This is a genomic window from Massilia putida, from assembly GCF_001941825.1.
Taxonomy (GTDB): domain Bacteria; phylum Pseudomonadota; class Gammaproteobacteria; order Burkholderiales; family Burkholderiaceae_D; genus Telluria; species Telluria putida.
The window spans coordinates 2,195,352-2,207,262 of record NZ_CP019038.1; the positions used below are offsets into that span (position 1 = coordinate 2,195,352).

Sequence of the window (11,911 nt, forward strand, 5' to 3'; positions counted from 1 at the left end):
CCTCGCTGAAACACGCCGACTGGGCCTCTCGACGCTTTCCCAAAATCAAAACATTGTAATCGCTACCAGCGACAACCGCACCAGCATAGAGCCAGCGCAAAAACTATTCAGGACAATTCGTTTTGGTAATGATGCTTCGCAGTCAGATACAACCCGCGCCGCAATTCCACCGCTTTGTCCCCGTACGTGAACGACACCCGGTCCGCGCACAGCAGCGGCGTGCCTTCCGCCACCTTCAACGCTTGCGCGGTCGCCGCATCGGCCGCCACCGCCCGGATTTTCTCGGACGCGCGGATCATGCGCGTGCCGAATTCCGATTCGAACAGGCCGTACATCGGGCCCTTGTATTCCGCCAGGCGCTCGGCCGTCAGCCCTTTGAACAACTGCCCCGGCAGCCAGAGTTCTTCCAGAATGGTCGGCGCACCGCCGTCGCTCATCAGCCGTTTGATATAGACGACGGCGTCGCCCGATTTCAGGTCGAGCAGGCGCGCCACGTCGGCCGGCGCACGAATGCGCTTGACTTCGAGGTATTCGTGTTCAAAATGCTGGGGGACGCCTTCGTCGGGCATCAGCTTGAGGAAACGGAAGTGGGCGCGCGCCTCGTTGTGGGTGGCGACGAAGGTGCCTTTACCCTGGCGGCGCACGACGAGGTGCTCGGCGGCGAGCTCGTCGATGGCCTTGCGCACGGTGCCCTGGCTGACCTTGTAGCGGCCGGCCAGCTCGACTTCGCTGGGAATCAGTTCGCCCGGCTTCCACTCGCCGGACTGCAGGCTCTGCGTGATGAGCGCCTTGATCTGCTGGTAAAGCGGGGAGAATGTGGGGGATGGCGCCGCGCCGCCGACAGCGCTGCCGGCGCTCGTAGTCGTGGCGCCATTGCTGTTCGGATTGGACGGGGCTTGGTTCATAGACAGCGATTTTTTCATAAATCCTACGGTCCGTCCAGTGAGGAACGCCTCTGATTATGTGTCTTATATAAGACATATGATATGAATTGACAGATGGAATGGCGCAGGACTACACTCGCGGTCGATCGAGCGTGGGCGCACGCTGAGCCGCAATGCGTCGCACGCCCGCTTGCCGGATGGCGCTTTTGGTATCATTGCAGTTTTCCCAAACAGGCGTATCCTTCTGCGTCGCCCCGTTTTCTTTCCCAAACTTTGGAGATTCATCATGGCTAAAACCCCTAAGCGCGTTGCCGTTACCGGCGCGGCCGGCCAGATCGGCTATTCCCTGCTGTTCCGCATCGCCAACGGCGACATGCTGGGCAAGGACCAGCCGGTCATTCTGCAGCTGCTCGAAATCGACAACGAAAAGGCACAGAAGGCGCTGAAAGGCGTCATGATGGAACTGGAAGACTGCGCATTCCCGCTGCTGGCCGGCATGACCGCCCACAGCGATCCGATGACCGCGTTCAAGGATGCGGACGTCGCCCTGCTGGTCGGCGCCCGTCCGCGCGGCCCGGGCATGGAGCGTAAAGACCTGCTGGAAGCCAACGCCCAGATCTTCACGGTGCAGGGCAAGGCGCTGGACGCCGTCGCGTCGCGTGACGTGAAAGTCCTGGTGGTCGGCAACCCGGCCAACACCAACGCCCACATCGCGATGAAGTCGGCCCCGAACCTGCCGGCCAAGAACTTCACCGCCATGCTGCGCCTGGACCACAACCGCGCCCTGTCGCAAGTCGCGGCCAAGACCGGCAAGGCCGTCGGCGACATCGAGAAGATGGTCGTCTGGGGCAACCACTCGCCGACCATGTACGCCGACTACCGCTTCGCCACCGTCGACGGCCAGTCGGTCAAGGACCTGATCAACGACGACGAATGGAACCGCAACACGTTCCTGCCGACCGTCGGCAAGCGCGGCGCCGCCATCATCGACGCCCGCGGCGCATCGTCGGCCGCCTCGGCCGCCAACGCCGCCATCGACCACGTGCGTGACTGGGTGCTGGGCACGGGCGGCAAGTGGACCACGATGGGCGTGCCCTCGGACGGTTCGTACGGCATTCCGGAAGGCATCGTCTTCGGCTACCCGGTGACCACCGAAAACGGCGAGTACAAGATCGTGCAAGGCCTGGAAATCGACCAGTTCTCGCAAGAGCGTATCAACCTGACGCTGAACGAACTGAACGAAGAGCGCGCAGGCGTCGCTCACCTGCTGGGCAAGTAATTACACACGAAAGGTAAGCATACGTTCGGTGGGCAGAGGCTGCCCACCAAACGAACCGCGTACCTGCCGTAGGGTGGGCAGCCCCTGCCCACCTATGCCGGCGTAACGCATACGTTTGGCACAAGACCGGGACGCTGAATCATCAAAGACCAGACCATGCACCCTTCCGAGGTTTTATTCCAGGGTCAGCGCCAGCCGCTGCTGCTCCCTGCCTGCGACCACTACGCCGGCAGCGAGAAGCTGATGCGCAAGTCGATGGCCCTGCAACAAGAGCTTGGTCCCATTTTCGACATCACCTTCGACTGCGAGGACGGCGCCAGCGCCGGCGACGAGCGCGCCCATGCGGAGCTGGTGGCATCGCTCGTCAATAGCGACGACAACCGCTTCAACCGCATCGGCGCCCGCCTGCACGACGTCGGGAGCCCGCATTTCGAGCAGGACGTCGAGATCATCGTGGGCGCCGCCGCGCACAAGCTCGCCTACGTCGTGCTGCCCAAGCCCGACAGCCTTGAAGACGTGCTGCGCGCGCAGGAAACCGTCAACCGCGCGGCCGCGAAAGCGGGGCGCGCCGCGGCGAAGCCGCTCCCGCTGCACGTGCTGATCGAGACGCACGGCGCCCTGCACGACGTCTACGCCATCGCCGCCCTGCCCCAGGTCGAGTCGCTGTCGTTCGGCATCATGGATTTCGTCTCCGCGCACTACGGCGCGGTACCGGCGGCCGCGATGCGTACGCCGGGTCAATTTACCCATCCCCTCGTCGTCCGGGCGAAGCTGGAGATGGTTGCGGCATGTCATGCGCATGACAAAGTCCCTTCGCATAATGTGACGACCGAGATCAAGGACAGCGCGGTCGTCGCCAACGATGCCCAGCGTGCCGCCGCCGAATTCGGCTTTACGCGCATGTGGAGCATCCATCCCGATCAGATCAAGCCGATCGTCAAGGCGTTCACGCCGCGCCTGGCGGAAGTGAACGAGGCGACGAGCATCCTGCTTGCGGCGATGGCGAAAGACTGGGGCCCGATTGCCCACGCCGGCCGCTTGCACGACCGCGCCAGCTACCGATATTATTGGACGGTGTTGCAGCGCGCGAAGCTGGCCGGCCTTGCGCTGCCGGATGCCGCGGCGGCACTCGTCAATCAACCGGAATCCATCTGATGGCCATCACCCTGAAACAAATCGCCGCCGCCTGTGCCTTCGCGCTCGCGGCCGCCGGTGCTTGCGCGCCGGCATCCGCCACCGACACCCATCCCAAGGCCACGAAGGCCCTGAAGGACAAGGCAAAGTCCTCCAAGCACAAGAAAGCCAAAAAAGAAGACGCCAAGCAGGAGGTCGCCGACGACGAACCGGAACCGGACGTCACGGACACGACGCTGGCCGAATACTCGTGCGAACTGAACAATAAAATCGCCATCTACCGCAACCCGATGGACGACAGCCACATCGCCCTGCGCTGGAAAAACCACCTGCGCCGCATGGACAAGGTGGGCACGACGACGGGCGCCATGCGCTACGAAAACGCGAAGATTGGCCTCGTCTGGATCGGCATCCCGTCGAAAGGGATCCTGCTCGACTCGAAGCAGAACCGCCAACTGGCCAACGAATGCAAGGACGCCGACCAGGCCAAGCCGGCAGTGGCCGCCGCGCCGACCGAAAAGAACAGCTGATGCCCGCCCCGCATGGCTGACCGAGTTGTAGGAAACAACAAAAATCCTTAAAGAAGGAGCATTTAATGTCTCACAACACGTTGAATACGCTGAAGGAATTCCCGCTCGCAGGCGGACAGACCGGCCGGTTCTATTCCCTCCCTGCGCTCGCCGAGTCGCTGGGCGTGAACCTGTCGCGCCTGCCGGTATCGATCCGTATCGTCCTCGAATCCGTGCTGCGCAACTGCGACGGCAAGAAGGTCACCGAAGAGCACGTACGCCAGCTGGCGAACTGGGCACCGACCGCTACCCGCACCGACGAGATCCCGTTCGTCGTCGCCCGCGTCGTCCTGCAGGACTTCACCGGCGTGCCGCTGCTGGCCGACCTGGCCGCGATGCGCAACGTCGCCGCCAAGACCGGCCTTGACCCGAAGAAGATCGAGCCGCTGGTCCCGGTGGACCTGGTCGTCGACCACTCGGTCACCATCGACCACTTCCGCACCCCGGACGCGCTCGACCTGAACATGAAGATCGAGTTCCAGCGCAATAACGAGCGCTACCAGTTCATGAAGTGGGGCATGCAGGCGTTCGACACGTTCGGCGTCGTGCCGCCGGGCTTCGGCATCGTGCACCAGGTGAACCTGGAGTACCTGGCACGCGGCGTGATGAAAAACGACGGCATGTACTATCCGGACACGCTGGTCGGCACCGACTCGCACACCACCATGATCAACGGCGTGGGCGTCGTGGGCTGGGGCGTGGGCGGCATCGAGGCGGAAGCCGGCATGCTGGGCCAGCCGGTCTACTTCCTGACCCCGGACGTCATCGGCGTCAACCTGACCGGCGTGCTGCGCGAAGGCTGCACCGCGACCGACCTCGTGCTGACCATCACCGAGATGCTGCGCAAGGAAAAAGTCGTCGGCAAGTTCGTGGAATTCTTCGGCGAAGGCACCGCGTCGCTGTCGACCACCGACCGCGCCACCATCGGCAACATGGCACCGGAATACGGCGCGACGATGGGCTTCTTCCCGGTCGACGAAAAGACCGTCGAATACTTCCGCGGCACCGGCCGCACCGAAGAAGAACTGACCGCCTTCGAGAACTACTTCAAGGCCCAGCACCTGTTCGGCATCCCGAAAGAAGGCGAGATCGACTACACCCGCGTGCTGCACCTGGACCTGTCGACCGTCACCCCGTCGCTGGCCGGCCCGAAGCGTCCGCAGGACCGCATCGAACTGGGCAACGTGAAGACCAACTTCACCGAGCTGTTCTCCAAGCCGACGAGCGAAAACGGCTTCAACAAGTCGCCGGAAGACCTGTCGAAAGTCTACGAGACGACCAATGGCGTGCGCGTGAAGAACGGCGACGTGCTGATCGCCGCGATCACCTCGTGCACCAACACGTCGAACCCGAGCGTGCTGCTGGCCGCGGGCCTGCTGGCCAAGAAGGCCGTCGAAAAAGGCCTCACGGTCGCACCGCACATCAAGACCTCGCTGGCCCCGGGCTCGCGCGTCGTCACCAACTACCTGGAAGCGGCCGGCCTGCTGCCTTACCTGACGCAGCTCGGCTTCGGCGTGACCGCGTACGGCTGCACCACCTGCATCGGCAACGCCGGCGACCTGACCCCGGAACTGAACGCCGCGATCACGTCGAACGACATCATCGCCGCCGCCGTCCTGTCGGGCAACCGTAACTTCGAAGCGCGCATCCATCCGAACATCCGCTCGAACTTCCTGGCCTCGCCGCCGCTGGTCGTCGCCTACGCGATCGCCGGCAACGTCACGCGCGACCTGATGACGGAACCGGTCGGCAAGGGCTCGGACGGCGTCGACGTCTACCTTGGCGACATCTGGCCGACCTCGCAAGAGATCCACGACCTGATGAAGTTCGCGATGAATTCCGACGTCTTCAAGGCCAACTACGCCGACGTCAAGGGCAACCCCGGCGCGCTGTGGGAAGCCGTGTCGTCGGTGTCGGGCCAGGTCTACGACTGGCCGGAGTCGACGTACATCGCCGAGCCGCCGTTCTTCGCCGACTTCGAGATGACCCCGAAAGCGGCTGCGGCGGGTGTCCAGGGCGCGCGCGCACTGGGCGTGTTCGGCGACTCGATCACCACCGACCACATCTCCCCGGCCGGTTCGATCAAGGAAGACGGTCCGGCCGGTAAATGGCTGAAGGACCACGGCGTCATCAAGGCCGACTTCAACTCGTACGGCTCGCGCCGCGGCAATCACGAGATCATGATGCGCGGTACGTTCGCGAACGTCCGCATCAAGAACAAGATGATTCCGCCGAAGGCCGACGGTTCCGCGGTCGAGGGCGGCATCACCATCCACCAGCCGAGCGGCGAACAGCTGTCGATCTACGACGCGGCCATGAAGTACATCGCGGAAGGCACCCCGACGATGATCTTCGCGGGCGAAGAATACGGCACCGGTTCCTCGCGCGACTGGGCCGCCAAGGGCACCCAGCTCTTGGGCGTGAAGGCCGTGATCGCCCGTTCGTTCGAGCGCATCCACCGTTCCAACCTGGTCGGCATGGGCGTGCTGCCGCTGCAATTCCTCGGCGACGACAGCGTCGAGACGCTGGGCATCACCGGCAACGAGACCTATGACCTGAAGGGCCTGGAAGGCGAGATCCGTCCGCAGATGCAGGCGACCCTCGTGATCCACCGCGCCGACGGTTCGACCAAGGAAACGTCGGTCCTGCTGCGCATCGACACGCCGATCGAAGTGGACTACTACAAGCATGGCGGCATCCTGCCGTTCGTGCTGCGCCAACTGCTGGCGGCATAAGCCGAAAAAAGGCCGGGTCCCGCCAGGGATCCGGCCCTTTTTTCGGCAGAGGGGTCAGAGCCCGGTGTTGATGGCTGGGCTCTGACCCCGGTGCTCTGACGCGGCGCCGGTTCTCTGACTGCGGTGCCTGGACGCGGCGCCTCTGGGCGCCGGGGTCAGAGCCCCAAAAGAAAAACCGGGCTCTGACCCCTCCCGTCTGCTGCCTCTCCCGTCTGCTGCCTCTCCCGTCTGCTGCCCCCCTCCCGTCCTGTCCCCTCCCGTCTAGGTCTCCGCCCACATCCTCAACAGGTTGTGATAATGCCCCGTGAGCGCCACGAGCTCCGGCCCGTCGCCATGCCGCGCGCGCAAGGCCTGGATGGTCGTGTCCAGCTCGAACAGCATCGCCCTCTTCCAGTCGTCGCGCACCATGCTCTGCACCCACAGGAACGACGCCACGCGCTCGCCGCGCGTGACCGGCTGCACCTCGTGCACGCTCGTCGACGCGTAGACGATCGCATCGCCCGCCGGCAGCTTCACCTCGTGCGTGCCGTACGTGTCGACGACGGTCAGCCCGCCGCCATCGTAGTCGTCGGGATCGCTCAGGAACACGGTGCATGACACATCCGCGCGCACCGGAGACGCGCCCCGTTGCGCGCGGATCGCGCCGTCGACGTGCGGGCCGTAATGCTCGCCGCCCGCGTAGCTGTTGAAGTAAGGCGGCAGGATGCGCAGCGGCAGCACGCTCGAAAAGAACAGCGGGTTGGCCATCAGCGCGGCGCTGACGATCTGCCCAAGCTCCACGGCCAGCGGAGAACCCTCCGCCAGCTGGCGGTTGCGCTTGACCTGCGCGCCCTGGCTGCCGACGCTGGCGCGGCCGTCGATCCAGTCGGTCGCGGCCAGGCGCGCGCGCATGTCCCGCACCTGGTCCGGCGTGAGCACGGCCGGGATATGCAGCATCATGATCGGGCGTCCCGGTCAGAACTTGACGTTGGCCGACAGCGTCGCCGACCGGCCCGGTGCCACGCCGGCATAGTGCGGCGACGAGACCCGGTCAAAATAGAACTTGTCCGTCAGGTTCTGCACGTTCAGTTGCAGGCTGACGTCCGCGTTCAGCGCATAGGTGGCCATCGCGTCGACACGGGTGTAGCCCGGCGCCCATTTGTTGTTGTTCACGCTGCCGTAGACCTTCGACATCGCATTCACGCCCAGGCCGGCCGTGAAGCCCTTCGCGAACGCATACGTCGTCCACAGCGTGGCCGAGTTCTTCGGCGTGGCCGGGAAGCGGTTGCCGTTGTACGGCGAGACGACGTACACCGGCTTCGCCGTCGTGCCGACGTTCAGGTAGCCGTTGTCGGCCACTTCCGCGTCCAGGTAGGTGTAGCCGCCGAACACGCTCCACAGCGACGTGATCTTGCCCGAGAAGCCCAGCTCGACGCCCTTCACTTCCTTGCGGCCGATGTTCCGGCTGGTGCCGTCCGGCGCCGTCACGCGGGCATTGTTCATCGTGCTCCTGAAGACGGCCGCCGTCAGCGACAGGCGTCCGCCCGGCATCACGTCCCACTTCGTGCCCAGCTCGATGTTCTTGCTGCGCTGGGGCTGCAGGTTCTGCACGGCCACCGTCAGCGCGTCCAGGCCGTCGCCGCCGTCGTTGCCCGGCGGGGTCGCCGACGTGGCGTACGCCAGATAGATGCTGCCGTTGGACGCCGGCTTGTACACGAGGCCCGTCTGCCAGCTCCAGAAATTGCTGTCGACGTGCGTCTGCACGGCCGCCGTCGTGCTTGTTGCCAGCGTGTTCAGCACGCTCTGGAAGTCGTCATGGCGCGCGCCGAGATTCACCTGCCATTGCGGGTTGAATTCGATGGTGTCGAACGCGTACGCCGACTTCGTCTTCGTGTTCACGTGCGTCAGCGCGCCCGACACGGCGCGGGTGTAGACCCACGGGTCATACGGGTTCGGATCGACCAAGGTCGTGCAGTTGTACAGCGTGGCGGCGCCCGACGTCGGACAGGTGAACGTGCCCGTCAGCGGGTTGTTCGTGCCCGGCGTGAAGAGGTAGTTGCTGCGGTCGGTCGTCTCGCGGTCGAACTCGATGCCCGCGTTGTACGTGTGCTTGACGCCGGCCGTGACCAGGTCGCCCGAGAGGCTCGTCACGTTGGTCGCCGTGCGGGTTTCCGTGACACGCGTGTTGGCGCGGCGCCAGACGGTGCCGTACAGGACCGTGTTGCCCTTGGAATCGTCGGGCTGGGTCCAGACGTAGTCGTTGTTGGACTTGCCGTAGCGGGTGACGTTGCGGAGCAGGATGCCGTTGGCCAGCTGGTGGCGCAGGTCGATGGTGGCGATGTCCGCTTTCGTGTCGCGGAAGTCGCGGCGGGCCAGGCCGTAGAACGTCGCGCGGTCCACGTTGAACGGTTCGCCGTTGCCGTTCTTCGCGACGTTGGCGCCGGTCGTGATCGGGTTGTTGAACGGGATGCCCGTGTCCGGGATCTCGTGCGAGGTCAGGTGGTAGACGCTGACGATGGCGCGCGTCGGGCCCGTGAGGCCGAAGGTCACGGTCGACGCGATACCCCAGCGCTTGCCGCCGACGACGTCGCGGCCCGGCACGTCGGCTTCGTGCGCCATCACGTTCAGGCGGAAGGCGCTGTCGCTGCCGATGTTGCGGTTGATGTCGCCGGTCAGGCGGCGGTATTTGTCCGTGCCGATGCCGACGCTGGCGCGATTGACATCATAGGCCTGCGCCGTCTTGGTGACGAGGTTGACGCCGCCGCCGGCCGACGAGCGGCCGCCGTAGGCCGAGTTCGGGCCCTTCACGACTTCGACCTGTTCCACGTCGAAGATCTCGCGCGATTGCGAACCCGAGTCGCGGATCCCGTCGATATACGTGTCCGTCTGGGCGTTGTAGCCGCGGATGAACATATTGTCGCCGACCGGATTGCCGCCCTCGGCCGCGCCGATGGTAATGCCGGGCACGGTGCGCAGCGCGTCCGTCAGCGACGTGGCGCCCGTCTGCGCGATCACGTCGGCCGGCACGACGGTGACGGATTTCGGCGTGTCGAGCAGCGGCGCCGTGAACTTGTCGTTGGCCGACGCCTGCTGCTGGTTGGCGCCCGTCACCTGCACGCTCGGGATCGCCGGATCGGGCGTGACGTCGGGACCGGCATGGGCGACGGCCGGCAGCGCCAGCGACGCCAGCACGGCCAATGCGGGCGCCGGCAGCGTGCGCGCATGCTTGCGGCTCGTGATGAAGGAGGTCGGGGTTGGGGAATTGTTTTTCTTCGTGGTCATGGTGTGGGGACTGGCGTGCCGGTCGTCTCTTGGTACGACGCTATCGGAGTGAATATGAATGAGAACGATTCGCATTATCGTTCCGATTAGCGCCTTTGACAAGCGCTGCTGGGCAATCAAGCGAAGGTGACGCGGGAACGCGACAGCATCGATATTGCCGTTGTGTTACTGGGGTGTGGCCGAATCAACTACAATACCGGGGATAAGGGTTTATCATGACCCCCTGGTTTGCAAGAACACGAACATCACCCTTACCGAAGAGACTCTCCAAGCGTATGCGTCGCCCTTCCAAAGATTCACCCAAACTTTCGGCAGAAAGCCAGCGTCTCATCAGCTTCAGCAATGCCATCGTGCAGGCCGCCAGCCGCGTTGAAGAACGGGCCTGGGAACGCAACCTCGACAGCCAGCTGCAGAAGCTGCTCAAGACGAACCACCAGGACAGCATCGACGCCGCCCTCAACGTCCTGTTCAAGGGCGATCTCGCGGTCTACGACGTGCTGATGGATGGCGTCGAGGCGGTCAGCGAGTCCTCGACGATGACCGAACAGGCGGGCGACGGCACCGAGACCACGTGGCAGGCCCTGCTCGTGGCGGCGCCGATCCTCGCCTGGACCCGCTTCTCGATCGCGTCCGGCACGATCCCCGGCGACATCCTGAACACGCTGACGGCCCACTTCGGCGCCCACCTGCTGGCCGACAACACGAAGCTGGCCATCGCGCCGACGCTGTACTCGATCGACCAGTTGCCGCGCACCCATGCCGAGACTTATGCGCTGACGCACAAGCTCGCCGCCGCCGCCCACAAGGGCACGACGGTGAAGCCGGCGGCGCCCGGTCCGGACACGTCGCAATTCCTGGCCGACACGCGCTACCTGCTCGTGGCCGTCATCGCCCCGCTCGGCGCCCCGCTGTTCCGCTGGCAGGAACCGCAGCACCACATCAATTTCGAAGCCGAGCGCGAGAACGCCCTCGAGCAATGGCGCGCCCAGGCCGGCCCGAACATCGCCCGCCTGCTGCCGGGCTGCGGCGTCGAGCTGCTGCTGCCGGAAGCGTATTACGTGGCGTGCCGCGAGGCGGACAAGCTGATCCGTCCGGTGTCGATCCGCGCCGCCGTGCACTACCTGACGAACACGCTGGGCGTGGAACCGAACGACCTGCGCGCCGTCATCGCCGGCTTCGGCGACGAAATCAACGACAGCCAGGTCGACGAATACCGCGTCGGCTTCACCTTGCGCCAGTCGCCGGACGTCGTGTACGGCATCGTCTGGCCCCTGTACGGCCAGGAAGACGAAGAAGGCACGCCGATGGAAGGCCCGGCCGGCGGCGGCGACCGTCCGCTGGCGCCGCTGGACGAGATCGTCAAGCACCTGAACGACGTCGGCATCACCCACGTCAAGCGCATCGGCGAACGCTATGTCGCCGAATACTGCGACGACTGCGGCGCGCCGCTGTTCGCCGACCCCAGCGGCGAACTGGTGCATGCCGAGATGCCGGAAGATACGCCGGCGGGGAACGAGCACTTCCACTGACGTTCGCACGTCCCGATCCGGGCCCGGCCGCGTGCCGGGCTTTTTGGGGTCAGAGCCCTTTTTTGAGCACGATCCCGGAAGCAAGTCCGCGAGATCGCCCGTGCTGAGCCGCGTCTCCGCATGGCGAATCGTTCAGGCCGTGCCCTCATCATGAGCGGATGTCGTGTCTCAGGACAGTGATCCGAAATGTGCTCTGCCCGCGAATATTCGACCGCGGATATCCGGTCGGCGAGATCGAAGGGACTGCGGGTGGCGCCGGCCGCCGTCGCGAATCTGTCCAAGCGGATGCAGGCGGCCGCCCCGATCGGGCGCGTCGGCGACGACGCGGACGGGCGCGTGACGCGCGTGCGCCCGAGCGCGCGGGGCCAGGATGCCAGCCGCCAGCCGCCAGGCCCATGCCGTGCCGCAGGATGTGAATGCGCGCCTGACGGCGGTTTCGCGCCGGACGAACGGGCCATCGTCGCGCTGGCTGACGCGGGCCGCCGAACCCGAGCGCGACCTGCCGCGCGATTGACCGGCG

9 protein-coding genes are annotated in these 11,911 nt (G+C 65.1%); 6 read left to right on the top strand and 3 right to left on the bottom strand.

The window, feature by feature from the left end; genetic code table 11:
* Nucleotides 1-107: 107 nt before the first annotated feature.
* Nucleotides 108-905, bottom strand: a complete 798-nt coding sequence (locus BVG12_RS12070; RefSeq protein WP_075792594.1) for a GntR family transcriptional regulator — start codon at nt 903-905, stop codon at nt 108-110.
* 265 nt (nt 906-1,170) lie between these two features.
* On the opposite strand from BVG12_RS12070, the gene BVG12_RS12075 reads away from it, so the two are divergent.
* The 4 genes from BVG12_RS12075 (at nt 1,171) to acnA (ending at nt 6,601) form a co-directional block, all read left to right on the top strand.
* Nucleotides 1,171-2,163: a malate dehydrogenase gene (locus tag BVG12_RS12075; RefSeq protein ID WP_075792595.1), complete on the top strand. Its 993-nt coding sequence runs from the start codon at nt 1,171-1,173 to the stop codon at nt 2,161-2,163.
* A gap of 156 nt (nt 2,164-2,319) precedes the next feature.
* Nucleotides 2,320-3,318: an HpcH/HpaI aldolase/citrate lyase family protein gene (locus BVG12_RS12080; RefSeq protein ID WP_075792596.1), complete on the top strand. Its 999-nt coding sequence runs from the start codon at nt 2,320-2,322 to the stop codon at nt 3,316-3,318.
* Nucleotides 3,318-3,827 carry a hypothetical protein gene (locus tag BVG12_RS12085; RefSeq protein ID WP_083684946.1) on the top strand — a complete coding sequence of 170 codons (510 nt, stop codon included), beginning with the start codon at nt 3,318-3,320 and terminating at the stop codon, nt 3,825-3,827. The genes BVG12_RS12080 and BVG12_RS12085 overlap by 1 nt, the downstream gene beginning before the upstream one ends.
* 65 nt (nt 3,828-3,892) lie before the next feature.
* Complete coding sequence (gene acnA, locus BVG12_RS12090; protein ID WP_075792597.1) at nt 3,893-6,601, top strand: aconitate hydratase AcnA; 2,709 nt, start codon at nt 3,893-3,895, stop codon at nt 6,599-6,601.
* 261 nt (nt 6,602-6,862) lie between these two features.
* Here the strand turns inward: acnA and BVG12_RS12095 are convergent, their stop codons facing one another.
* A complete protein-coding gene (locus tag BVG12_RS12095) occupies nt 6,863-7,540 on the bottom strand; it encodes a Fe2+-dependent dioxygenase (RefSeq protein WP_075792598.1) in 678 nt (225 codons plus the stop codon).
* 15 nt (nt 7,541-7,555) lie between these two features.
* Nucleotides 7,556-9,862, bottom strand: a complete 2,307-nt coding sequence (locus tag BVG12_RS12100; protein WP_075792599.1) for a TonB-dependent receptor — start codon at nt 9,860-9,862, stop codon at nt 7,556-7,558.
* A 275-nt stretch (nt 9,863-10,137) separates the two neighbouring features.
* On the opposite strand from BVG12_RS12100, the gene BVG12_RS12105 reads away from it, so the two are divergent.
* Together BVG12_RS12105 and BVG12_RS34015 are read left to right on the top strand one after the other, a co-directional pair.
* Complete coding sequence (locus tag BVG12_RS12105) at nt 10,138-11,391, top strand: DUF2863 family protein (protein WP_075792600.1); 1,254 nt, start codon at nt 10,138-10,140, stop codon at nt 11,389-11,391.
* 370 nt (nt 11,392-11,761) lie between these two features.
* A complete protein-coding gene (locus tag BVG12_RS34015; protein ID WP_156895616.1) occupies nt 11,762-11,905 on the top strand; it encodes a hypothetical protein in 144 nt (47 codons plus the stop codon).
* Nucleotides 11,906-11,911 lie beyond the last annotated feature (6 nt).

Coding starts and splice junctions, on each gene's coding strand:
- BVG12_RS12070 (WP_075792594.1), bottom strand. CDS start 905: ATGAACCAAGCCCCGTCCAATCCGAACAGCAATGGCGCCACGACTACG.
- BVG12_RS12075 (WP_075792595.1), top strand. CDS start 1,171: ATGGCTAAAACCCCTAAGCGCGTTGCCGTTACCGGCGCGGCCGGCCAG.
- BVG12_RS12080 (WP_075792596.1), top strand. CDS start 2,320: ATGCACCCTTCCGAGGTTTTATTCCAGGGTCAGCGCCAGCCGCTGCTG.
- BVG12_RS12085 (WP_083684946.1), top strand. CDS start 3,318: ATGGCCATCACCCTGAAACAAATCGCCGCCGCCTGTGCCTTCGCGCTC.
- acnA (WP_075792597.1), top strand. CDS start 3,893: ATGTCTCACAACACGTTGAATACGCTGAAGGAATTCCCGCTCGCAGGC.
- BVG12_RS12095 (WP_075792598.1), bottom strand. CDS start 7,540: ATGATGCTGCATATCCCGGCCGTGCTCACGCCGGACCAGGTGCGGGAC.
- BVG12_RS12100 (WP_075792599.1), bottom strand. CDS start 9,862: ATGACCACGAAGAAAAACAATTCCCCAACCCCGACCTCCTTCATCACG.
- BVG12_RS12105 (WP_075792600.1), top strand. CDS start 10,138: ATGCGTCGCCCTTCCAAAGATTCACCCAAACTTTCGGCAGAAAGCCAG.
- BVG12_RS34015 (WP_156895616.1), top strand. CDS start 11,762: ATGCCAGCCGCCAGCCGCCAGGCCCATGCCGTGCCGCAGGATGTGAAT.